Genomic DNA, 23,956 nt, shown 5'->3' with positions numbered 1-23,956 from the left:
TTTTTTCGAGTGCATGGGCAGCCTGATCGTTCAATTAAATCTTTGAACAGCCATTTTGAGTTGAGCGGTATTAAGGAACTTAGCCACTGATAGCGGCCTCTTAATATTAGTTCCAGGGAGTATCGAGCATGACTATTGGCGCACGATTGAAGTCTGAGCGAATGCGCTTAGGCCTTTCTCAAGCAGCTTTTGCAGAGGTAGGTGGCGTGGCTGTTAACGCCCAAGGTAGGTACGAAAGCGGTGCACGAATTCCCCGTGCTGATTATTTGGCCTTAGTTGCGGCCAGGGGAGTGGATGTTCAGTTCGTCATAATCGGGGAGCGCTGCGAAAACGGTAACGCTGCTTCAATAACAGCCGTTGCTGCGATCGACAGCGCCACCGATTGCCTGGAAAAAGCCAAAGAGCTTATTCGCTGACCTTTTTATCTCGAATCGCCTTCTACAGCCCTTTGATCAAGGCTCGTACGCTAAACCTATTGGGATGGCACGCCTCTGCTATGGCGCGAGGTACGGGCAGGGGATCGTTGTTTATCCACGCCGCCAGGATTTCTCCTGACAGAGGGGCGGTAATCAAACCACGAGACCCATGGCCGCTGTTGACGTATAAGCCCTGCAGCCAAGGGCACTGGGTATCGGGAACCTGTCGGGCGTCCTTGCGTAAAACGGCGTAAGCGTCGGCGAAAAGTTCCGGGTCTGACACAGGCCCCACAATTGGCAAGTAATCAGGGCTGGTGCAGCGAAAGGCGGCCCATCCTTGTAAATGTTCGGGGTCAAGTTGCTCGCCAAAACGTTCGACCAGATCACCCGATATTTCCTGCAACAGATCGATATTGCCCTGATGCCCGGCGGGTGTGGTGGTCAAATCATCATTATGAAAGTCAAAGCTGGCGCCCAGCGTATGCTCACCCAGACGGCCGGGTGCTACATAGCCTTCTGCACACACGACGGTTTTCAGAACAGCCGTTTGCGCCGTTTCCATCAATTGTGTGATTTGCCCGCGAATTCGCTTGAGTGGTAAATCGGTGGTGGCCGCAAAGCGTTTGACTTCGGCGGCCCCGGCCAGAATGACCACAGGGGCACTGGCCAATACCTGCTCGCCCTGGCGGGCCAGCCACTGGCCATCAATCTGTTCCAGTTGCAGCACATCATGATGGGTCAGCACTTGGATATTCGGGTGCAAGGCCTGGAACTGGCACAGTGCCGGCGGATGAACCCAGCCGCCTTCAGGGTAAAACAGCCCACCATGGGACAGTTCAATACCTGCGAGTGCCTGTGCTTGTGGCTGATCAAGCAGGTGGACCAGTGCTGGCGGGAATGCCGCAGCCAATTGCGCCTGCCGGGCAGCTTCCTTGGCATTAAACCCCAGTTGCAGAACGCCACAGTCGTCCCAGTCGCGACCGCGTTGCAATTGCTCCAGTAAACGACGTGTATAGCCGAAACCGCTGACAATCATCTGCGACAGCGTCGTGCCGTGAGCCGATAACTTGAGATACAGCACGCCTTGTGGGTTGCCCGACGCTTCTTTGGCCAGTCGTTCGTGACGTTCCAGCAACAACACCTGCCAGCCCCGGCGGGCCAGACTATTAGCGCTGGCGCAACCGGACAGCCCGCCACCAATCACCAGTACCTTGCGTTCGCCTGCCGGTTGAGGCGGGCGGGCATACCAGGGTTTTATCGAGGTGACGGCCAGTGGGTGTTCAGGTAAACCCACAAAAGTGCCACGCAGAATTTCCCATTTATGGCCAATGCCCGGTGTACGGCGCATTTTAAAGCCTGCGTCGTTCAGTGCACGGCGTACCCAGCCGGTACTGGTAAAGGTACTGATTGTGGCGTCGGGTGCGGCCAGACGTGCCAGTTGGGCAAACAGTTCGGGTGTCCACATGTCTGGGTTCTTCGCGGGGGCAAACCCGTCAAGAAACCACGTGTCAATCTGTGCATCCAACTGCGCAAATTGTTCCTGCGCATCCCCGATCAGCAACGTCAATGTCACCCGGCCATTGGCCAGCGTCAGTGTCTGAAACCCGGGATGGATGGCAAAGTAAGCCGCCATCAACTGCCCGCTGTAAACGGCAAGTTCGGGCCACAACGCTAAAGCCTTCTCTAAATCTTCACGGGAGAGGGGATATTTTTCAGCACTGATGAAATGCAGTCGCGCATTCGGTGGGGCGCATTGATCGAACAACTGCCAGGCACATAAAAAGTTCAGCCCGGTACCGAACCCTGTTTCGCCAATGACCCATTGACCATTAGCGGGGAGTGCTGCAAAGCGTTCTTTCAGCGCGTTTTGTTCAATAAACACATAACGCGTCTCTTCCAGACCCGATTTGTCAGAAAAATACACATCGTCATACACCCGAGAGTGGGGACGACCTTGTTCATCCCAGTCGATCTGGGCATTGGGCATTTCAGTAGTCATGTGCGGCTCGGCAACGGCAAGTCGGCCATTCTATCTGATCGGTCCACGCGAGATTGATCCTTGGCAGGGTGATGCAGGTTTCTTGCTGCATGGCGGGCACAATCCGCTAGTCTTGTGACAACTTGACAGGGAGTTTTCCATGTTCGAATCAGCTGAAATCGGTCATTCAATCGATAAAGAAACCTACGACAAAGAAGTGCCTGCCTTACGCGAAGCCTTACTTGAAGCTCAGTATGAGCTTCATCAGCAGAAGCGGTCGGCGGTCATCGTGCTGATCAACGGCATTGAAGGTGCAGGCAAGGGCGAGACGGTCAAGCTGCTCAGCGAGTGGATGGACCCGCGCTTGATCGAAGTGCGCACGTTTGATACTCAGACTGACGAGGAACTGGCGCACCCTGCGGCCTGGCGTTATTGGCGACATTTGCCGGCCAAAGGCCGTATGGGGACGTTCTTTGGTAACTGGTACAGCCAGATGTTGCAGGGCCGGGTCCATGGTGTTTTCAAGGATGCGGTCCTGGATCAGGCAATAAATGGCGCAGAACGACTGGAAAAGATGCTGTGCAATGAAGGCGCAGTGATTTTCAAATTTTGGTTTCACCTGTCCAAAAAGCAAATGAAAGCCCGCTTGAAGGCCCTTCAAGATGACCCATTGCACAGCTGGCGTATCAGCCCGCTCGATTGGCAGCAATCAAAGACCTATGACCGGTTTGTGCGCTTCGGTGAACGCGTCATTCGACGCACCAGCCGCGACTATGCACCGTGGAACATCGTTGAAGGGGTAGACCCTTACTATCGCAGCCTGACGGTAGGCAAAATTATCCTTGAGGGTTTACAGGCAGCGCTCAATACACCCAAGCCCAAGGCTCGCCCAACAAGTGCTGCCCCCTTGCCTGAGGTGATTGACGGCCTGAGCCTGCTTGATTGCCTAGACTTAACTCTGCACCTTGAGAAAGATGACTATCAAGAACAGCTGATTACCGAGCAGGCTCGTCTTTCGGGGTTGATGCGTGACAAACGCATGCGTCGTCATGCGCTGGTGGCCGTCTTTGAAGGCAACGATGCGGCGGGCAAGGGCGGGTCGATCAAGCGTGTGGCGGCAGCACTGGACCCACGTCAATACAGCATTGTGCCCATTGCTGCGCCCTCTGAAGATGAACGGGCACAACCCTATCTTTGGCGTTTTTGGCGACAGATACCGGCACGCGGCAAATTCACCATTTTTGACCGTTCGTGGTATGGCCGCGTGCTGGTTGAGCGGATTGAGGGGTTCTGCACTCAAGCCGACTGGATGCGTGCATACGGTGAGATAAACGATTTTGAGGAGCAACTCAGTGATGCAGGGGTGATCGTCGTCAAATTTTGGCTGGCGATTGATAAAGATACCCAGCTCCAACGCTTTCAAGAACGTGAAACCATACCGTTCAAACGTTACAAGATCACTGAAGAAGACTGGCGCAATCGTGAAAAATGGGACCTGTATCGCAAGGCTGTGTGCGACATGGTTGATCGCACCAGCACTGAAATCTCACCCTGGACATTAGTAGAGGCCAATGACAAGCGCTGGGCGCGGGTCAAGGTATTGCGCACCATTAATGATTCGTTGGAAGCCGCGTTCGAAAAACGCGACAAGCAGGATAAAAAGCACAAAAAATAAGTGCACCCTGAAAAGCGAAGACGACGCTAGGGCGACAGAGTCGCCCTAAAACCTGTCAATGCTTGCCTGAACCCAGCATATTCTCGGGTCGCACCCACTGATCAAATTCTTCGTCGGTCAGATAACCCAACTCCAGGGCGGCTTCGCGCAAGGTCAACCCTTCGGCGTAGGCTTTCTTCGCAATTTCGGCAGATTTGTCGTAGCCAATATGCGGGTTGAGTGCGGTAACCAGCATCAAGCCTCGCTCCAGATGTTCAGCCATTTTCGCAGCGTCTACTTCCAGGCCGTTGACGCAATGTTCCTGGAAGTTACTGCAACCGTCCGCGAGGAGCTGGATGGACTGCAAGAGGTTATGAATGATGACGGGTTTGTAGACGTTCAGTTGCAGATGCCCCTGACTGGCGGCAAAGCCGATGGTGACGTCGTTACCCATGACTTGGCACGCCAACATGGACAGTGCCTCGCACTGGGTGGGGTTGACCTTGCCCGGCATGATTGAGCTGCCTGGCTCATTGGCTGGCAGTTTGATTTCGGCCAAACCCGCACGCGGTCCTGAGCCCAGTAAGCGGAAGTCATTGGCCAGTTTCATCAAGGCAACTGCCAGGGTTTTCAAGGCACCGGACAGATTGGTCAAAGGTTCGTGGCCCGACAGGGCGGCGAACTTGTTAGGCGCCGTGATAAACGGTAAACCGGACAAGGCTGCCAGCTCTGCGGCAATGGCCTCACCAAAACCATGCGGGGCATTGAGCCCTGTGCCCACGGCTGTGCCGCCTTGCGCCAACTCGTAAATGGCCGGCATGGCAGCATTGATAGCTCTTTCTGCGTAGTCCAGTTGTGCGATGTAAGCCGAAACTTCCTGCCCAAAGGTGATCGGGGTGGCGTCCATCATGTGCGTGCGCCCGGTTTTCACCAGTTTCATGTGACGAGCCGACAATTCAGCCAGCCCCCCGGACAATTCATTGATAGCCGGTAACAAATGATTGTTCACCGCTTTGGCCACTGCAATATGCATGGCGGTCGGGAAGCAGTCATTGGAGCTTTGCGAGCGATTGACGTGATCGTTGGGGTGTACCGGCGATTTGCCGCCCCGGCCTTTGCCAGCCAGTTCATTGGCGCGCCCGGCGATCACTTCATTGGCGTTCATGTTGCTTTGCGTGCCGCTCCCGGTCTGCCAGACCGCCAACGGAAATTGATCGTCGTGTTGCCCGTCGAGTACTTCATCGGCGGCCTGTTCGATCAGGCGGGCGATGTCGGCGGGTAGATCGCCATTGCGATCATTGACCCGTGCTGCAGCCTTTTTGATGAGCGCCAACGCGTGCAGCACGTCCAGCGGCATTTTTTCGTTGCCGATGGCAAAATTGATCAGCGAACGCTGGGTCTGAGCGCCCCAATAGGCCTCCTCAGGAACGTGCACTTCACCCAGGCTGTCGGTTTCGATACGGCTCATCGTGCTCTTTCTCCTAAGTGGGTTGATCCATCAGCTTAGGCGGTGTTTACAAAGAGAGGTTCAAACTTTGGTTTTAGAGACGTTTGTCGGGTTATTGAGAAACGCTATCAGGCTTGGGGTTGAGTGACACACTTTGTTAGGCGCAGAATGGTCGGCCTTGGGGTATGACCTCGTTTGCTAGATAAAGGAAATTCGATGACCCGTCTACGCGCCATCTGTACTGCAGTTGCTCTGGTATGCGCCAGCGGCCAGGTTTTTGCCGATGCTGCCAGCCATGCAGCCAGTGCTGAAACATTCCTGAAGCTGGCGCATGCCGACAAGCTGGGAACGCCGGTCTACATGCAAGTGCAGCAAATGTTTGCTCAACGTTTTGAACAAACCAAAGCACCTGCAGCCAAGAAAGCTGTTTTGGAAACCTACCAAGCCAAAGCCAACACTGCTCTGGACCAAGCGATTGGCTGGGACAAGCTGAAGCCGGACATGGTCAAGCTGTACACCACCAACTTCAGCGAATCCGAACTCAAGGATCTGGTTGCTTTCTACCAGTCTCCATTGGGCAAGAAGGTCCTGGAAAAAATGCCGCAACTGACTCAACAATCGGCACAGATGACTCAGGCCAAGCTGGAAAGCGCAGTGCCGGTAGTCAACAAGCTGTTGGCTGACATGACCGCCGAGCTGGAGCCAAAAGCGGCCCCGGCCAAAAAGAAGTAAGCGGAGCCTGAATGAGCATGCAACAACGTATTGAAACGACGCTGAACGCGTTGCACCCCGAGCATTTGAGCGTGCTGGACGAGAGTCACATGCACAGTCGCGGGCTTGAAACGCATTTTAAGGCCGTGGTGGTCAGCGAGCAGTTTGTCGGGCTCAATAGCGTCAAGCGTCACCAAAAGGTTTACGCCACTCTGGGTGACTTGATGGGCGAATTTCATGCGTTGGCCTTGCACACGTACACGCCTGAAGAATGGGCGAAAATTGGTACAGCACCGGCTTCGCCGACCTGTGCCGGCGGTGGGCACTAAGTCGTCTTTTTGCTAGAATCCGCACGCGCCGCTTTAGGGTCTGTTGGAGCTTCATTGAGACCGCGACGAAAGCTCACGTGGTGCAGGGCAAGGCGCGAGCAGCGTAGTTTGGTTGTTCCAAATAAGCTGCGAGCAACGTCGCCCTGCGCCACGTGAGCTTTCGTCCCTTCGGGTCGCGTGTCAAATTTCGCCAGGCTGCGTTGCAGGGTTTTAGAAGGGAACAACCATTCTCTTCACCCTGCGTCTTGCCTGGCAAAATTTGACCCAGCGACGCGGCTCCCAATGAAGCGCCAACAGACCCTGACTGGCGCGTTTTTTTTGCATCCGGTTTGCCCTTTACGAGGGTAGCCACCTGGAGAGATTCACAATGACTGCACCGATTGTTGTAGCTGCACTGTATAAATTCGTCACCCTTGAAGATTACGTCGAACTGCGCGAACCCTTGCTCAAGGCCATGGTTGATAACGGCATCAAGGGCACCTTGCTGATTGCCGAAGAAGGCATCAACGGCACGGTTTCGGGCAGCCGTGAAGGAATTGACGGTCTGATGGCCTGGCTCAAGAGCGATCCGCGGATGGTCGATATTGACCACAAGGAATCCTACTGCGAAGACCAGCCGTTCTATCGGACCAAGGTCAAACTGAAGAAAGAAATCGTGACCCTCGGTGTAGAAGGCGTAGACCCGAACAAAAAAGTCGGAACCTATGTCGACCCCGAGAACTGGAACGCGCTGATCAGCGACCCAGAGGTCTTGTTGATTGATACCCGTAACGACTACGAAGTCTCGATTGGCACGTTTGAGGGTGCCATCGATCCGAAAACCACCAGTTTTCGCGAGTTTCCAGACTACATCAAAGCCAACTTCGATCCGGCCAAGCACAAGAAAGTCGCCATGTTCTGCACCGGTGGCATTCGTTGTGAAAAAGCCTCGAGCTACATGCTCAGCCAGGGTTTCGACGAGGTTTATCACCTTAAAGGCGGGATTCTGAAGTACCTCGAAGAGGTGCCGCAGGAAGAAACCAAGTGGCAAGGTGACTGTTTCGTGTTTGATAACCGTGTAACGGTGCGCCACGACCTCACCGAAGGCGAGTACGATCAGTGCCACGCCTGCCGCACGCCGATCAGTGTTGCCGAGCGTGAATCCGAGCACTATCAACCCGGTATCAGCTGCCCGCATTGCTGGGACACGTTGAGCGAAAAAACCCGTCGCAGCGCCATTGATCGTCAAAAACAGATCGAACTGGCCAAGGCCCGCAACCAGCCGCATCCGATCGGTCACAACTACCGTAAATCGGCCGAGGCCTGAGTATGTCCGCGCGCTTGCTCTATGTAATGGACCCAATGTGTTCGTGGTGCTGGGGCTTTGCGCCCATCGCCGAAGCATTGGTTGAGCAGGCGCGTGCCAAAGGTGTGGCGCTGCACGTGGTCGTAGGTGGTTTGCGCACCGGCAGCGCGTCTCTGGAGCCGGCCAAGCGCCGCTACATTCTTGAGCACTGGCAGGCCGTCAATGAGGCCACCGGGCAGCCGTTCACCGTTGAGGGGGCATTGCCCGAAGGCTTTGTTTACGACACGGAGCCCGCTTGCCGAGCGCTGGTAGCAGCCCGTAGCCTGGCGCCGGAGTGTGCCTGGAAATTGGTCAAGCTCATCCAGCATGCCTTCTATGTGCAAGGACGTGACGTCACCCAGGCCAGCGTGCTGGTTGAGTTGGCTGAAACCGCGGGCGTGTCGCGTATTGATTTTGCCGCAGCCTTTGATAGCGCTGAGCAACAGGCTGCCACCGCGGCTGACATTGCCTGGGTGCAGGATTTGGGGATAGCCGGTTTCCCCACATTGTTGGCAGAGCATAATGGCCAACTTGCTTTATTGACCAACGGCTATCAGCCGCTGGAACCCCTTGCTGATCTGCTCGGCCGCTGGTTAGAGCGCGCTGCGAGTGTCTGATACAAAGGATTTACCTCTGATTAACTCGGCACCCGATCGGCTGACATGGGTCGAAATCAGACGTTTGGCCCTGCGCAATAAAAAAGCGTTATGGATTGCCAATGGCGTTGCGGTGCTGGCTACGCTATGCAGCGTGCCGATCCCATTGCTCCTGCCTTTGTTGGTTGACGAAGTGTTGTTGGGTCATGGCGATGCAGCGCTCAAGGTCATGAATCACGCGCTGCCCTCTGCGTGGCAAACCTCGGTCGGTTACATCGGCCTGATGCTGGTCGTGACGCTGTTGCTGCGCAGCGGCGCATTGTTGTTTAACGTGCTGCAAGCCCGGCTGTTTTCAAGGCTGGCCAAAGATATTGTATTGCGCATCCGTCTACGTCTGATCGAGCGCTTGAAACGTATTTCGCTGGCTGAGTATGAGAGTTTGGGCAGCGGAACGGTCACCACGCATTTGGTCACCGACCTCGACACCCTCGACAAATTTGTCGGGGAGACGTTGAGCCGTTTTTTGGTGGCAATGCTCACCCTTGTAGGGACTTCGGCGATTTTAGTGTGGATGCACTGGCAACTGGCGCTGGTCATTCTGCTGTTCAATCCGCTGGTCATCTATGCAACGGTGCAGCTCGGTAAGCGGGTTAAGCACCTTAAAAGGCTCGAGAACGACAGCACTGCACGCTTCACCCAGGCATTGACTGAAACCCTCGACGCCATTCAAGAAGTACGGGCGGGCAATCGTCAGGGCTTCTTTTTGGGGCGCTTGGGCCACAAGGCCAAAGAAGTGCGCGATTTTGCAGTCGCCTCGCAATGGAAAAGCGACGCTTCAAACCGCGCCAGTGGTTTGTTATTTCAGTTTGGCATCGATATTTTCCGTGCGGCTGCAATGCTCACGGTCCTGTTTTCTGACCTGTCGATTGGTCAGATGCTGGCCGTGTTCAGTTACCTGTGGTTCATGATTGGTCCTGTTGAGCAATTGCTTAATTTGCAATATGCGTTCTACGCCGCAGGGGGAGCCATTACGCGTATCAATCAGTTATTGGCGCGTGCGGATGAGCCTCAATACCCCGGCGGCAAAAATCCGTTTGCCGGTCGCGAGACAGTGTCCATTGAAGTGCGTGACCTGAGTTTCAGCTATGGCGAAGAACTCGTGCTGGACCACCTGAACCTGACCATCGCACCGGGTGAGAAGGTCGCCATAGTGGGCACCAGCGGTGGGGGCAAAAGCACCTTGGTGCAATTGCTTCTCGGGCTGTATACACCGCAGTCTGGCAATATTCTTTTCGCTGGCGAAAGCCAGTCGGCCATTGGCCTTGAAACCATCCGCGAGCATGTCGCGGTCGTCCTGCAACATCCTGCGCTATTCAATGATACGGTGCGAGCCAACCTGACCATGGGCCGTGAGAGAACCGATGCGGCTTGCTGGCGGGCACTGGAGATCGCCCAGCTGAATGGCACCATACTGAACTTGCCCCATGGGCTCGACAGTATCGTTGGTCGCTCGGGTGTGCGCCTCTCTGGTGGTCAGCGTCAACGCCTTGCGATAGCCAGAATGGTGCTGGCCGACCCCAAAGTCGTGATTCTCGATGAGGCCACCAGTGCTCTGGATGCCGAGACGGAATACAACCTGCATCACGCTTTAGGAAAATTCTTGAGCGCTCGCACGACTTTGATCATCGCTCACCGTTTATCTGCGGTAAAACAGGCAGACCGTGTTCTAGTATTTGATGGCGGGCGCATTGCCGAAGACGGCGATCATCAACAACTGATTTCCGAGGGCGGTCTCTACGCCAAGCTGTACGGCCATTTGCAGCAAACTTGATGGCGAGGCACACAGGCTTATTTTGATCTGTGCGGCACGACTCCTTGTCATAAATGTCAGAAATTAGCCTAGGCTCAGCGGTGTTGAGGCTTTTTCTCTGGTTTTCATTGGGTAGTTTGAAGCAAAGGGAACTCATGAAGCAGAAACGTGCTCTCGGTACGCCACGTTTATTGGGAATCGTCTGGCCTTTTATTGCGGTCGTGCTGTTTCAGGCGCTGTTAGGTTGTATGAGTCTCTACATGCTCTCTGCGGTGAGAGGCTATGTTGCAGGTGAAAGTCTGTGGAGCAAAGGCCAGAAAGACGCCATCTACTACCTCAATTTATATGCTGATAGTCGTGATCCGGTTATTTTCGAGAAGTATCAGCAAGCCATTAGAGTTCCGGAAGGCGGGCACCGCTTGCGCGTTGCCCTTGATCAATCTCCGCCTGATCTGCAAGCAGCCCGTGAAGGTATTTTGCAGGGAGGTAATAATCCGGACGATGTGTCGAGCATCATTTGGTTTTATCGTTATTTTCGTAACTTCAGTTACCTGAATACGGCCATCGAGAAGTGGGCCGTGGGTGATGATCACCTGATTCGACTCAACGACTTGGCCCAAAAGATGCGCGGGCTCATTAACAGTCATCAAGTCAGTGAGGATGACGTCAAGCGTTGGAAGTCCGAGATTTACGCCATCAATGAAAGTGTCACGCCGGCGGCGAAAGCATTTAGCGATGCTTTGGGTGAGGGTTCGCGCTTTATTTTGCAGTTACTGGTGTTTATCAATCTGGCTACAGCGCTGGGTTTGATCATTCTGGCCTTGTTGCGCACTCACAAAATTCTTGCCCAAAGCCGCGAGTTTGCCGAAGCGCTGCAAGTGGAAAAAGAGCGTGTACAGGTCACTCTTGAGTCCATAGGTGATGGTGTAATCAGTACCGATGTGAACGGCTCTATTGTTTACATGAACCCGGCGGCTGAACAACTTACACACTGGAAGTCCGAGCAGGCACGGGGTGTTCCTCTGGCGGCATTGTTCAAATTGCTCGACGAGCATGCGCTGGATGATGGGTTCAAGCTGATAGACCACATTCTCAGCGGACAGTTGGGCAATAGCAGTGAGCATTCCAAGCTGATTCAGCGCATGGACGGCAGTACTGTTTCCGTAACGCTGGTGGGTGCGCCGATCCTTCATGCGGGCACTGTCAGTGGGGCAGTGCTGGTGTTGCATGACATGACGCGAGAGCGCCAATTCATTGACAATCTGTCGTGGCAGGCAACCCACGATGCCCTAACCGGATTGGCCAACCGCCGTGAGTTTGAATATCGCCTTGATCTGATCCTGCAAAATCTGTCGCGTCAGCAAGGCCGACACGCGTTGATGTTTCTTGATCTGGACCAGTTCAAGCTGGTTAATGATACGTGCGGTCATGCGGCAGGTGATGAACTGTTACGCCATATTTGTGCGGTATTGCAGTCCGGTTTGCGCGAAGGCGATACGCTGGCACGCCTTGGCGGAGATGAGTTCGGCATCCTGCTAGAGAATTGCCCTGCTGATGCTGCAGAAAAGATTGCCGAAGGCTTGCGCCAGACGGTGCAAAGTTTGCACTTCGCCTGGAAGGGCCGCCCGTTTTTGAACACGATCAGCATTGGTCTGGTTCATATCCATCAGGCCCCGGTGACGCTGGAGACTTCGATGCGGGCCGCCGATATGGCGTGTTACATGGCTAAAGAGAAAGGTCGAAACCGGGTTCAGGTTTATCATGCCGATGATTCGGAGCTGTCTTTGCGTTTTGGTGAGATGGCTTGGGTTCAACGCTTGCATGTGGCGTTGGAAGAAAACCAGTTTTGCCTTTATTCGCAGGAAATCGCTCTGCTCAATCATGAGCATGAGGACTCAGGGCATATCGAAATCCTCCTGCGATTGCGCGATGAAAAAGGCGGCATGATCATGCCTGACAGTTTTATTCCCGCGGCTGAGCGTTATGGGTTAATGACATCAATTGACCGATGGGTAGTCGAAAATGTATTCAAGACTATTTCCAGCTTTACGGCACTCAACCCGGGCCAGCCTATGGTCATGTGTGCGATCAACTTGTCGGGCACAACCATTGGTGATGAAGACTTTCTGGCGTTCTTGCATGAGCAGTTCGAGTGTTATGGGGTTGCCCCCGAGCGCATATGTTTTGAAATCACCGAAACCAGTGCAATTGCCAATTTAGGCAGCGCTATTCGTTTTATCAATGAGCTAAAAGGGTTGGGCTGTCATTTCTCTCTCGATGACTTTTGCGCAGGTATGTCTTCTTTCGCCTATTTAAAGCATTTGCCGGTCGACTTTTTGAAAATAGATGGGAGTTTCGTCAGGGACATGCTTGACGACCCCATTAATCGGGCGATGGTTGAGGTGATTAATCACATCGGGCATGTTATGGGTAAACGGACTATTGCCGAATTTGTCGAAAACCCGCAAATTGAGCATGCTTTGGCCGAGATCGGTGTCGATTATGCTCAAGGCTACAACGTTGAGCGTCCGCGCGAATTTACGCGCGACAGTTTGCGCTGTCGGCCTAGGCGCCCTAAGGCTTTTGCTTTGAAGTCACCGGGCACATTACGTTAAGTGCTGCCCTGTTTTGCAAATCACCTCTCAGAAGGAACCCGATAGTGATCGATGCATACGAAAGAACTGGGCCTCTCATGGAAGCGACCAGCTATCCGCAATGGGCTCAAAAGCTGATCCGCGATTGCTATGAAAGCAAGCGCAGGGTTGTTGAGCACGAGATATTCCAGCGAATGCGCGACAACACGCTTAGCCCGAAGACCATGCGTATGTATCTCATTGGGGGTTGGCCAGTCGTTGAGCAGTTTTCGTTGTATATGGGTCATAACCTGGGCAAAACCCGATATGGACGTCATCGCGGCGAGGACATGGCTCGACGCTGGTTGATTCGCAACATTCGTGTGGAGCTTAACCATGCGGATTATTGGGTGCATTGGGCAAAGGCGCATGGTGTAAGTCTTGAAGACATGAATGCGCAAGATATCCCGGCCGAATTCCAGGCCTTGAACGATTGGTGCTGGCATAGCTGTGCAACAGATTCGTTGGCTGTTGCCATGGCGGCGACCAACTACGCAATCGAAGGCGCGGTGGGTGAATGGGCTGCGGTGGTGTGCTCTAAAAACGTTTACGAAGAATCATTCCCTGAAGAGGGTCGTAAACGCACCATGAAGTGGCTGAAGATGCATGCTCAATACGATGACGAGCACCCATGGGAGGCGCTTGAAATTATTTGTACGCTGGCTGGGATGAATCCCAGTGAAGCGCTGCAAACCGAGCTGCGTAAAGCCATCTGCAAGAGCTATGACTACAAGTACCTCTTTTTGCAGAGCTGCCTTGAGTTCGAAAAAAAGTCGGTTGTCCGTGAGTCGCATCTCTTGGCGGAAGCCTGAGACGTTTTAAAGGCTTTTTTACATCAAAAAAAACCGCAGGTTGCGTGATTCGCGACCTGCGGTTTTTTGTTTGTGTTGCAGTTATTGGGCGTCGAATGCTTGACCGTTGATCCCGGTACTGTCCGGGCCCATCAGGTACAGATAAACCGGCATGATTTGGTGCGGCTCCGGATTGTTTTGCGGGTTTTCCCCTGGGTAAGCCAAGGCCCGCATGCTGGTCCGGGTGGCGCCAGGGTTGATGCTGTTGGAGCGTACCGGGGTGATGGAGTCGACTTCGTCCGCCAATGTTTGCATCAGCCCTTCGGTGGCAAACTTGGAAACGCCATAAGCGCCCCAGTACGCACGGCCTTTGCGGCCCACGCTGCTGGAGGTAAATATCACGGATGCATCCTGTGACAGTTTTAGCAGGGGCAGCAGGGTGCTGGTGAGCATAAACGTGGCGTTGACGTTCACATGCATCACGCGCATGAAATTCTCGCCAGACAGTTGCTCCAGTGGTGTGCGCGGGCCAATGATGGACGCATTGTGCAGCAGCCCGTCCAGGTGGCCGAACTCACGCTCGATCATAGCCGCCAGTTCGTCATATTGGTGAGGCTGAGCCGTTTCTAGATTGAACGGGATAACCGCCGGTTGCGGGTGGCCGGCAGCTTCAATTTCATCGTAAACCTCAGTCAGATTGGCCTCGGTTTTACCCAGCAGCAACACGGTTGCGCCGTGTGCGGCGTAGGTTTTAGCCGCAGCAGCACCAATGCCGCGGCCTGCGCCGGTAACCAGAATGACCCGACCCTGAAGCAAGTTGGGGCGTGCGCAATAATCAAACATAAAGACCCTCAGCAGAAAACAGGAGTGGCGCGCTGGTCAGCAGCTGCATACGGCGTTATCCAGCACTTTGCGCAACTCGCTCGGATGATCGACGACTACATCGGCGCCCCAATGGCTAGGGTTATCGTCCGGGTGAATATAGCCAAAACGTACGGCTGCCGTTTTTGTGCCTGCATCGCGACCTGACTCAATGTCGCGCAAGTCATCGCCCACAAACAACACGCTGGCCGGATCAAGACCGAGCATTTTGCAGGCCAGAATCATGGGCTCGGGATCAGGCTTGCTGTGCGTGACATGATCCGGGCAGATAAGCAGGGCAGAGCGCTGTGCCAGCCCCAGGCGCTCCATGATCGGCTGCGCAAAGCGCAACGGTTTGTTCGTGACCACGCCCCATACCAGGTGCGCTTTTTCGATATCGGCCAACAACTCTTCCATGCCATCAAACAACTTGGTGTGCACAGCGCAGTCGTGCTGATAACGTTCCAGAAACTCCAGGCGCAGTTCTTCAAAACCTGGCGCCTGCGGGTCCATGCTGAAAGTGGCTGCAACCATGGCGCGAGCGCCGCCAGAAATCTCGTCGCGGATCAGCTTGTCGGCAATGGGAGGCAGGCCACGCTCGGCGCGCATGGCCTGACAGATAGCGATAAAGTCTGGCGCGGTGTCGAGCAGGGTGCCGTCCATGTCAAAAAGAACTGCTCTTAAACGCATGTATTACTCCTCTCGCAGGGTTTGAATCATGTAGTTGACATCAACGTCGGCGGCCAGCTTGTAATGCTTGGTCAGCGGGTTGTAAGTCAGGCCAATGATGTCTTTGACACTGAGGCCAGCCTGGCGGCTCCATGCGCCCAGTTCGGAAGGGCGAATGAATTTTTTGAAGTCGTGAGTCCCGCGCGGAATCAACTTCATGATGTATTCGGCGCCGATAATCGCGAACAGGTAAGACTTGGGGTTGCGATTGATGGTCGAGAAAAATACTTGGCCGCCCGGTTTGACCATGCGGTAGCAGGCACGAATCACTGATGCTGGATCAGGAACGTGTTCGAGCATCTCTAGGCAAGTCACAACGTCAAACTGTTCTGGCATTTCTTCTGCCAGCGCTTCGGCCGTGATCTGGCGGTAGTCAACATTTACGCCAGATTCGAGTTGATGCAGTCGTGCCACCGCCAGCGGGGCCTCGCCCATGTCGATGCCCATGACGGTTGCGCCGCGTTGAGCCATCGACTCGCTCAGGATTCCGCCGCCACAGCCCACGTCCAGCACTTTTTTGCCGGCCAGTTGTACGCGCTCGTCAATCCAGTTAACGCGCAGCGGGTTGATGTCGTGCAGTGGCTTGAACTCGCTTTCGCGATCCCACCAGCGATAGGCAAGCGCCTCAAATTTGGCGATCTCGGCGTGGTCGACGTTGCTCATGGGTAAATCCTCAAAAACTAAAAAAACAGGCAGTGCTCAGGGGGCGTAGCCCTGACACTCAATCAGTGAGTATGGCTGCTAATACGCTCACCCCAGGCTTTGGCGGTTGCGCAGAGCTGTTGCTCGTCCATTCGGGTCAGTTTGCCATTATTTAACAGGTGTTTGCCTGCGACCCACAGATGTTTTACGCAATCACGGCCGGTGGCATAGATCAATTGTGACACAGGGTCGTACACCGGCTGCTGGGCAAGGCCACTTAAGTCGAATGCGACCAGGTCTGCCGCCTTGCCTAGCTCGATTGACCCGACTTCACTTTCAAGGCCCAGTGCGCGAGCTCCATTGAGGGTGGCCATGCGCAATGCCCGATGCGCATCCAGTGCCGTGGCAGAGTTGGCGACAGCTTTGGCAAGCAGCGCTGCGGTGCGAGTTTCGCCCAGCAGGTCGAGATCGTTATTGCTCGCTGCACCGTCAGTGCCCACGGCAACATTGATCCCCGCCAGCCACAGGCGTTCGACCGGGCAAAAACCGCTGGCCAACTTCAGGTTGGACTCAGGGCAATGGATCACGCTGGCATTGTTTTCTACCAGCAGGCTCAGGTCTTCATCGCTGATTTGCGTCATGTGTACAGCCTGGAAGCGCGGTCCAAGCAAACCCAGCCGGGCGAGGCGGGCCATCGGACGCTCGCCGTAAACCTCAATGGATTGCTGAACCTCGAACGCAGTTTCGTGCACGTGCATTTGAATCGTCGCATCGAGTTCATCGGCAATCACCCGGACTTTTTCCAGGTTTTCGTCACTCACGGTATAGGGCGCGTGCGGGCCAAAAGCGATTTTGATACGCGGGTGGTACTTCAAGTCACCAAAGAGTTCGATTGCCTGACGCAGGGCTTCATCTGCCGAGCTGGCTCCGGGCACCGCGAAGTCGAGAATGGGGATGGCGATTTGCGCGCGTATGCCGCTGTTATGGACGCGCTCGGTGGCGGTTTTGGGGTAGAAGTACATGTCGCTGAAACAGCTGATGCCGCCCTTGAGTTGCTCGGCAATGGCCAGGTCGGTGCCGTCGCGTACGAAGTCTTCATCGACCCATTTGCCCTCGGCGGGCCAGATGTGGTCTTGCAGCCACGTCATCAGGGGGAGGTCATCGGCCATGCCTCGAAATAGCGTCATTGCTGCATGACCGTGGGCGTTAATCAGGCCAGGGCTGAGCAGCATGTCGGGCAGTTCGCGGGTTTCGATAGCCGTGTGTTTCAGCGCTTCTTCACGCGGGCCAATAAATACGATGCGTCCGCCTTCAATGCCTACGCCGTGATCCTTAAGCACAACTCCGGCGGGTTCAACAGGTACTAACCAGGTGGGCAGCAACAGCAAATCGAAGGAGAGAGGCTGGATAGGCATAAATGCGGCTTCCGGAGCTAAATAAAAAGGAGGCGAAGTATACCCGAGCGTCTGAAAGGCGGGACCGTTATAATCGACGGTTTTGTATCTGGGTAAATAGGGGAAAGCATGCGCGATCGACTGTTGGCGGCAGAAAAAGTTAAGGCCATCGATTGGCGGGGCGAGGCCCTGTACCTGCTGGATCAGCGCATTTTGCCCTTTGAAGAAAACTGGTTGTCATTCACCAATGCCGAAGGTGTGGCCAAGGCCATTCGCGACATGGTTGTGCGTGGCGCGCCGGCCATCGGTATTGCTGCCGCCTACGGGATTGTATTGGCGGCTCGTATACGCAAGGCCGCGGGTGGTGACTGGGTTGCGGCGCTGGAAGCGGACTTCACGGTGCTGGCAGACTCGCGACCCACCGCAGTGAACCTGTTTTGGGCGCTGAATCGCATGCGCGATCGACTGAATCGCATCCAGCACAGTGCCGATGCTCTGCGCGTGCTTGAACTAGAGGCGCTGGCTATTCATGAGAGTGACCGTGAGGCCAATCTGACAATGGCGCAGCTGGGCGTCGATGTGATTCGCCGGCACCAAGGCAATGCGCAAACGGTATTGACCCATTGCAATACGGGCGCATTGGCTACCGGTGGTTTTGGCACGGCGTTGGGGGTGATTCGGGGTGCCTGGCTCGAAGGCATGATTGAGCAGGTCTACGCCGACGAAACCCGGCCCTGGTTGCAAGGCTCACGTCTGACCGCCTGGGAATTGGCCAATGAGGGCATTCCGGTGATCCTCAACGTCGATTCTGCAGCGGCGCACATCATGAAAACCAAAGGTGTGACCTGGGTGATTGTGGGCGCAGACCGAATCACGGCCAATGGCGATGTGGCCAATAAAATTGGTACGTATCAATTGGCCGTTAACGCCATGCATCACGGTGTGCGCTTTATGGTGGTGGCCCCCAGTTCGACGATCGACATGGAGCTGGCCACTGGCGAAGACATTCCGATTGAAGAGCGTGAAGGCGCTGAGCTGCTGAATGTGGGGGGCAAGCGAGTAGGTGCTGATGTTCAGGCTTTCAACCCGGTGTTCGATGTCACCCCGGCTGATCTTATTGACGTGATCGTGACCGAGAAAGGCATCATTGAGCGCCCGGATGCGGCCAAGCTCGCCCAATTGATGTGTCGCAAGCGGTTGCATTAATGCCTGCCCCTGTCGTCGTTGCCGAAAATTGCGAAGGGTTGCATGGCAACCCATTGCGTGAAGATCCTGCTGCCACTTTTCGCAGTCTTTGGCATCGACTACGGGCTTCAAATCGCCTTCAGAGTCCTCCTGAGGCCTCTCAGGCCTATAAACGGCTGAATTACTACGCTCCATGCGCATCACAGGGATAGGTGCGTGGCGGCGTTTGTGATAACATTCGGCGGTTTCCAGGGTTGCCCGTCAAGGGTGCCCTTAATGCGCAAATCCGTGACATAACGTATTGATTTGTCGTAAGTCGCTGTATGGCACATGGTCAGCAGTGGCGAGCTTCGTTGATCCCGAATGGATGTGGCGAAGTTTCACCCGAAAAAGGAATCAGGCTTCTCATGGGCGAACTGGCCAAAGAAATCCTCCCGGTCAATATCGAAGACGAGCTGAAACAGTCCTACCTCGACTACGCGATGAGCGTAATTGTCGGGCGCGCACTGCCTGATGCACGTGATGGCTTGAAGCCCGTGCACCGGCGAGTGCTGTTCGCGATGAGCGAACTGAATAACGACTGGAACAAGCCGTACAAGAAATCTGCCCGTGTGGTCGGTGACGTAATCGGTAAGTATCACCCACATGGTGATACCGCGGTTTACGACACCATCGTTCGAATGGCTCAGCCATTCTCCCTGCGCTACCTGCTGGTAGACGGTCAAGGCAACTTCGGTTCGGTCGACGGCGACAACGCTGCTGCGATGCGATACACCGAAGTACGTATGACCAAGTTGGCCCACGAACTGCTGGCCGACTTGCATAAAGAAACCGTGGACTGGGTGCCGAACTACGACGGCACGGAAATGATCCCGGCTGTCATGCCAACGCGCATTCCCAACTTGTTGGTCAACGGTTCCAGCGGTATCGCTGTGGGCATGGCCACCAATATCCCGCCGCACAACCTCGGTGAAGTCATCGATGGTTGCCTGGCGCTGATCGACAACCCGGAACTGAGCATCGATGAACTGATGCAGTTCATTCCGGGCCCGGACTTCCCGACGGCTGCGATCATCAACGGTCGCGCCGGCATCATCGAAGCCTATCGCACCGGTCGTGGCCGTATTTACATGCGCGCCCGTTCGATGATCGAAGACATCGACAAGGTCGGTGGTCGTCAGCAGATCGTCATCACCGAACTCCCTTACCAGTTGAACAAGGCGCGCTTGATCGAGAAGATCGCCGAGCTGGTTAAAGAGAAGAAGCTCGAAGGTATTACCGAGCTGCGTGACGAGTCCGATAAAGACGGTATGCGTGTTGTCATTGAATTGCGTCGCGGCGAAGTGCCGGAGGTTATTCTCAACAACCTGTACGCTCAGACTCAGCTGCAAGCGGTGTTCGGTATTAACATCGTTGCCCTGATCGACGGTCGTCCGCGCATCCTCAATCTCAAGGATCTGCTTGAAGCATTCGTTCGTCACCGTCGCGAAGTGGTTACGCGTCGTACGGTATTCGAGCTGCGCAAAGCCCGTGAGCGCGGTCATATCCTTGAAGGCCAGGCCGTTGCCCTGTCCAACATCGATCCGGTTATTGCGTTGATCAAAGCCTCGCCAACCCCGTCTGAAGCCAAGGAAGCGCTGATCAGCACGCCTTGGGAATCAACGGCAGTTGTGGCCATGGTTGAACGTGCTGGCGCCGATTCTTGCCGCCCAGAGAACCTTGATCCGCAATACGGCCTGCGCGACGGCAAGTACTTCCTGTCGCCAGAACAGGCTCAAGCGATTCTTGAGTTGCGCCTTCACCGCTTGACCGGTCTGGAACACGAAAAGCTGCTGGCCGAGTATCAGGAAATTCTCAACCAGATTGGTGAGTTGATCCGCATCCTCAACAGCGCTGTGCGTCTGATGGAAGTGATTCGCGAAGAGCTGGAAGTCATCCGCGCTGAATATGGCGACGTGCGCCGTACTGAAATCCTTGATCATCGTCTCGACCTGACGCTGGGCGACATGATTCCGGAAGAAGAGCGCGTTGTGACGATTTCCCATGGCGGCTATGCCAAGACTCAGCCACTGGCTGCGTATCAGGCACAGCGTCGCGGCGGTAAGGGTAAATCAGCGACTGGCGTCAAGGATGAGGACTACATTGCTCACCTGCTGGTTGCCAACAGTCACACCACGCTGTTGCTGTTCTCCAGCAAAGGCAAGGTGTACTGGCTCAAGACGTATGAAATCCCTGAAGCTTCCCGTGCAGCTCGTGGTCGGCCGCTGGTCAACCTTCTGCCGCTGGATGAGGGTGAGTACATCACCACCATGTTGCCGGTCGAGGAATATACCGAAGGTCACTTCATCTTCATGGCAACCGCTAATGGCACCGTGAAGAAGACCCCGCTGGAATCCTTCAGCCGTCAGCGTAGCGTCGGCTTGATCGCGCTGGAACTGGACGAAGGTGATGTGCTGATCAGCGCCGCTATCACGGATGGCGAGCGCGAAGTCATGCTGTTCTCCGACGGCGGCAAGGTTACGCGCTTCAAAGAGTCTGACGTGCGTGCAATGGGTCGTACGGCTCGTGGTGTGCGCGGCATGCGCCTGCCAGAAGGTCAGAAGCTTATTTCGATGCTGATCCCGGAAGAAGGTAGCCAGATTCTCACTGCTTCGGCACGTGGTTATGGCAAACGTACGCCGATCAGTGAGTTCCCTGAATACAAGCGTGGCGGTCAGGGTGTCATCGCCATGGTCAGCAATGAGCGTAACGGCCGTTTGGTCGGTGCGGTTCAGGTGCAGGACGGCGAAGAAATCATGCTGATTTCCGATCAGGGCACACTCGTTCGTACCCGTGTTGATGAAGTGTCGAGCCTGGGTCGTAACACCCAGGGCGTCACCTTGATCAAACTGGCCAGCGATGAAACGTTGGTAGGGCTTGAGCGAGTTCAGGAGCCGTCGGAAGTCGAGGGTGAAGAGCTTGAAGGCGAAGGCGAAGGTGGTACTGAGCTCGAAGGCGAGACCGTTCGCGACGGTCTTGATGATGAGCAGCCGCTAGAGACAGGCGCTGACGAAGAGCAGCCGCAGGAATAAGCGGACACACAGGGGGCGGATGAAGATTCGCCCCCTTGTTGTATGTGCGCAGCGAGCGTGCTGGCGATGACTGACTAACACTCAACATCCATGCTGACTGTTACACCGCTATCACAAGCAGGCTCGATCGTGCGCTCAATGATGTGCCGCCAACCAATTAATTGCGTGACCCACCAAATCAGAGCGAGAGTGGATGTGAGCAAACGAGCCTATAACTTCTGCGCAGGTCCTGCTGCGCTCCCTGAAGCTGTCCTGTTGCGGGCCCAGTCAGAATTGCTTGACTGGCATGGCAAGGGCCTGTCGGTCATGGAGATGAGCCATCGAAGCGATGAGTTCGTGTCCATTGCGACCAAGGCTGAGCAGGATTTGCGTGACCTGCTGTCTATTCCCTCGAATTACAAAGTGCTGTTCCTGCAGGGCGGCGCGAGCCAGCAGTTTGCCCAGATTCCGTTGAATCTACTGCCCGAAAGCGGTACTGCCGACTACATCGATACCGGTATCTGGTCGCAAAAAGCGATTGAAGAAGGTTCGCGCTTTGGCCACATCAATGTGGCGGCCAGTGCCAAACCTTACGATTACTTTGCGATTCCGGGTCAGAACGAGTGGAATCTTTCCAAGAATGCTGCCTATGTCCACTATGCGCCCAACGAAACCATCGGCGGCCTGGAGTTTGACTGGGTTCCAGAAACGGGCGATGTGCCACTGGTTGCAGACATGTCTTCGGACATTCTGTCGCGTCCGATTGATGTGTCGCGTTTTGGGATGATCTACGCCGGTGCCCAGAAAAACATCGGCCCGAGCGGTATTTTGGTCAACATCATTCGTGAAGACTTGCTGGGTCGCGCCCGGTCGATTTGCCCGACGATGCTGGACTACAAGGTCGCAGCCGACAATGGCTCGATGTACAACACGCCGCCGACACTGGCCTGGTATTTGTCCGGCCTGGTGTTTGAGTGGCTGAAAGAGCAGGGTGGAGTTGAAGCAATCGGCAAGCTCAATGAAGTCAAAAAACGTACGTTGTATGACTTTATTGATGCCAGTGGCTTGTACAGCAACCCGATCAACACCCCTGATCGTTCGTGGATGAACGTGCCGTTCCGCCTGGCGGATGACCGTCTCGACAAGCCGTTTCTGGTGGGGGCCGAGGCGCGTGGGTTGTTGAACCTCAAGGGGCATCGCTCAGTGGGCGGAATGCGCGCTTCGATTTATAACGCTGTAGACATCAATGCGGTTAACGCGCTGGTGGCTTACATGGCAGAGTTCGAAAAGGAACACGGCTAATGTCCGAGCAAGAACTCAAAGCGCTGCGCGTACGCATCGACAGCCTGGACGAAAAAGTTCTGGAGCTGATCAGTGAGCGCGCTCGCTGCGCACAAGAAGTGGCGCGCGTCAAAATGGCTTCGCTGGCTGAGGGTGAAGTGCCGGTCTTTTATCGCCCGGAGCGTGAAGCTCAGGTGCTCAAGCGAGTCATGGAACGCAACAAGGGGCCGTTGGGCAACGAAGAGATGGCGCGTTTGTTCCGCGAAATCATGTCGTCCTGCCTGGCGCTGGAGCAGCCGCTGAAAGTGGCTTATCTGGGCCCTGAAGGCACCTTTACTCAAGCGGCAGCGATGAAGCACTTTGGTCATGCTGTGATCAGCAAGCCAATGGCGGCCATTGATGAGGTGTTCCGTGAAGTCGCAGCTGGCGCTGTCAATTTTGGCGTGGTGCCGGTTGAGAACTCCACCGAGGGGGCTGTGAACCACACGCTGGACAGCTTCCTTGAGCACGATATGGTGATTTGCGGCGAAGTCGAGCTGCGTATCCACCACCATTTGCTCGTAGGTGAAAACACCAAGACCGACAGCATCAGTCGTATTTACTCCCATGCGCAGTCATTGGCTCAGTGCCGCAAATGGCTGGACGCGCATTACCCGAATGTCGAGCGTATTGCTGTATCAAGCAATGCCGAAGCGGCCAAGCGGGTCAAGGGTGAGTGGAATTCGGCGGCCATTGCTGGCGATATGGCGGCGGGCTTGTACGGCTTGACCCGTCTGGCCGAGAAAATCGAGGATCGCCCGGATAACTCCACGCGTTTCTTGATGATTGGCAACCAGGAAGTGCCGCCGACCGGCGATGATAAAACCTCGATCATTGTATCGATGAGTAACCGTCCGGGCGCTTTGCATGAATTGCTGGTGCCATTTCACGAGAACGGCATCGACTTGACTCGTATCGAGACGCGGCCTTCGCGTAGCGGTAAATGGACCTATGTATTCTTCATCGATTTTGCTGGCCATCACCGCGACCCACTGGTCAAAAGTGTTCTGGAACAAATCAGTCAAGAAGCCGTGGCGCTTAAAGTGTTGGGTTCCTACCCGAAAGCGGTTCTGTGAGGCAGTCATA

General features: G+C 55.1%; 19 protein-coding genes. 13 read left to right on the top strand and 6 right to left on the bottom strand.

The genetic code is table 11. The annotated features are described in order from the left end of the window. Nucleotides 1-128: 128 nt before the first annotated feature. Entirely contained in the window at nt 129-416 is a 288-nt protein-coding gene (locus tag FJD38_RS01665; RefSeq protein ID WP_146383753.1) for a helix-turn-helix domain-containing protein, read from the top strand. A 22-nt stretch (nt 417-438) separates the two neighbouring features. Here the strand turns inward: FJD38_RS01665 and mnmC are convergent, their stop codons facing one another. Next, on the bottom strand, nt 439-2,415 hold the full coding sequence (mnmC, locus tag FJD38_RS01660; protein WP_146383752.1) for a bifunctional tRNA (5-methylaminomethyl-2-thiouridine)(34)-methyltransferase MnmC2/FAD-dependent 5-carboxymethylaminomethyl-2-thiouridine(34) oxidoreductase MnmC1: 1,977 nt from the start codon (nt 2,413-2,415) through the stop codon (nt 439-441). A 139-nt stretch (nt 2,416-2,554) separates the two neighbouring features. Between mnmC and pap the strand changes: the two genes are divergently transcribed. Next, nucleotides 2,555-4,069 (top strand): polyphosphate:AMP phosphotransferase, encoded by a 1,515-nt coding sequence (gene pap / locus FJD38_RS01655; RefSeq protein WP_146383751.1) that lies wholly within the window; start codon nt 2,555-2,557, stop codon nt 4,067-4,069. A gap of 55 nt (nt 4,070-4,124) precedes the next feature. Here pap and FJD38_RS01650 read toward each other — a convergent pair whose 3' ends face one another. Continuing rightward, complete coding sequence (locus FJD38_RS01650) at nt 4,125-5,516, bottom strand: class II fumarate hydratase (protein WP_122783277.1); 1,392 nt, start codon at nt 5,514-5,516, stop codon at nt 4,125-4,127. Between the two features lie 195 nt (nt 5,517-5,711). On the opposite strand from FJD38_RS01650, the gene FJD38_RS01645 reads away from it, so the two are divergent. The 7 genes from FJD38_RS01645 (at nt 5,712) to FJD38_RS01615 (ending at nt 13,710) form a co-directional block, all read left to right on the top strand. Further along, nucleotides 5,712-6,227, top strand: a complete 516-nt coding sequence (locus FJD38_RS01645; RefSeq protein WP_122783278.1) for a DUF2059 domain-containing protein — start codon at nt 5,712-5,714, stop codon at nt 6,225-6,227. Nucleotides 6,228-6,238: 11 nt separating this feature from the next. Further along, nucleotides 6,239-6,535 carry a BolA family protein gene (locus tag FJD38_RS01640; RefSeq protein WP_122783279.1) on the top strand — a complete coding sequence of 99 codons (297 nt, stop codon included), beginning with the start codon at nt 6,239-6,241 and terminating at the stop codon, nt 6,533-6,535. Between the two features lie 367 nt (nt 6,536-6,902). Then, the gene (trhO, locus tag FJD38_RS01635; protein WP_122783280.1) at nt 6,903-7,841 is read left to right on the top strand and encodes an oxygen-dependent tRNA uridine(34) hydroxylase TrhO; all 939 of its coding nucleotides are present in this window, start codon (nt 6,903-6,905) and stop codon (nt 7,839-7,841) included. Between the two features lie 2 nt (nt 7,842-7,843). Beyond that, a complete protein-coding gene (locus tag FJD38_RS01630) occupies nt 7,844-8,476 on the top strand; it encodes a DsbA family protein (protein ID WP_122783281.1) in 633 nt (210 codons plus the stop codon). Nucleotides 8,477-8,495: 19 nt separating this feature from the next. Beyond that, nucleotides 8,496-10,286: an ABC transporter ATP-binding protein gene (locus FJD38_RS01625; protein WP_167654242.1), complete on the top strand. Its 1,791-nt coding sequence runs from the start codon at nt 8,496-8,498 to the stop codon at nt 10,284-10,286. A 134-nt stretch (nt 10,287-10,420) separates the two neighbouring features. Next, nucleotides 10,421-12,880 carry an EAL domain-containing protein gene (locus FJD38_RS01620; protein WP_122783283.1) on the top strand — a complete coding sequence of 820 codons (2,460 nt, stop codon included), beginning with the start codon at nt 10,421-10,423 and terminating at the stop codon, nt 12,878-12,880. A gap of 44 nt (nt 12,881-12,924) precedes the next feature. Beyond that, the gene (locus FJD38_RS01615) at nt 12,925-13,710 is read left to right on the top strand and encodes an iron-containing redox enzyme family protein (protein ID WP_122783284.1); all 786 of its coding nucleotides are present in this window, start codon (nt 12,925-12,927) and stop codon (nt 13,708-13,710) included. An 81-nt stretch (nt 13,711-13,791) separates the two neighbouring features. Here the strand turns inward: FJD38_RS01615 and FJD38_RS01610 are convergent, their stop codons facing one another. From FJD38_RS01610 to FJD38_RS01595, 4 genes are all read right to left on the bottom strand, one after another. Beyond that, entirely contained in the window at nt 13,792-14,532 is a 741-nt protein-coding gene (locus tag FJD38_RS01610) for a YciK family oxidoreductase (protein WP_146383749.1), read from the bottom strand. Between the two features lie 36 nt (nt 14,533-14,568). Further along, on the bottom strand, nt 14,569-15,240 hold the full coding sequence (gene mupP, locus FJD38_RS01605) for an N-acetylmuramic acid 6-phosphate phosphatase MupP (protein ID WP_122783286.1): 672 nt from the start codon (nt 15,238-15,240) through the stop codon (nt 14,569-14,571). Nucleotides 15,241-15,243: 3 nt separating this feature from the next. Further along, on the bottom strand, nt 15,244-15,942 hold the full coding sequence (gene ubiG / locus FJD38_RS01600) for a bifunctional 2-polyprenyl-6-hydroxyphenol methylase/3-demethylubiquinol 3-O-methyltransferase UbiG (protein ID WP_122783287.1): 699 nt from the start codon (nt 15,940-15,942) through the stop codon (nt 15,244-15,246). A 62-nt stretch (nt 15,943-16,004) separates the two neighbouring features. Further along, entirely contained in the window at nt 16,005-17,336 is a 1,332-nt protein-coding gene (locus FJD38_RS01595; protein WP_122783288.1) for a TRZ/ATZ family hydrolase, read from the bottom strand. Between the two features lie 108 nt (nt 17,337-17,444). Here FJD38_RS01595 and mtnA point away from each other — a divergent pair, with 108 nt between their 5' ends. The 4 genes from mtnA (at nt 17,445) to pheA (ending at nt 23,946) form a co-directional block, all read left to right on the top strand. Next, nucleotides 17,445-18,521 carry an S-methyl-5-thioribose-1-phosphate isomerase gene (gene mtnA / locus FJD38_RS01590; protein ID WP_146383748.1) on the top strand — a complete coding sequence of 359 codons (1,077 nt, stop codon included), beginning with the start codon at nt 17,445-17,447 and terminating at the stop codon, nt 18,519-18,521. 386 nt (nt 18,522-18,907) lie between these two features. Further along, the gene (gene gyrA / locus FJD38_RS01585) at nt 18,908-21,571 is read left to right on the top strand and encodes a DNA gyrase subunit A (protein WP_146383747.1); all 2,664 of its coding nucleotides are present in this window, start codon (nt 18,908-18,910) and stop codon (nt 21,569-21,571) included. A gap of 195 nt (nt 21,572-21,766) precedes the next feature. After that, on the top strand, nt 21,767-22,852 hold the full coding sequence (gene serC / locus FJD38_RS01580; RefSeq protein ID WP_122783291.1) for a 3-phosphoserine/phosphohydroxythreonine transaminase: 1,086 nt from the start codon (nt 21,767-21,769) through the stop codon (nt 22,850-22,852). Continuing rightward, nucleotides 22,852-23,946, top strand: a complete 1,095-nt coding sequence (gene pheA / locus FJD38_RS01575) for a prephenate dehydratase (RefSeq protein ID WP_122783292.1) — start codon at nt 22,852-22,854, stop codon at nt 23,944-23,946. The genes serC and pheA overlap by 1 nt, the downstream gene beginning before the upstream one ends. The last annotated feature ends 10 nt before the right edge of the window (nt 23,947-23,956 follow it).

Source organism: Pseudomonas saxonica (genome assembly GCF_007858365.1).
In the GTDB taxonomy this organism is placed as follows: domain Bacteria; phylum Pseudomonadota; class Gammaproteobacteria; order Pseudomonadales; family Pseudomonadaceae; genus Aquipseudomonas; species Aquipseudomonas saxonica.
The sequence above is the reverse complement of the archived record's forward strand: the minus strand, read 5'-3'. Positions and strand labels throughout refer to the sequence as shown.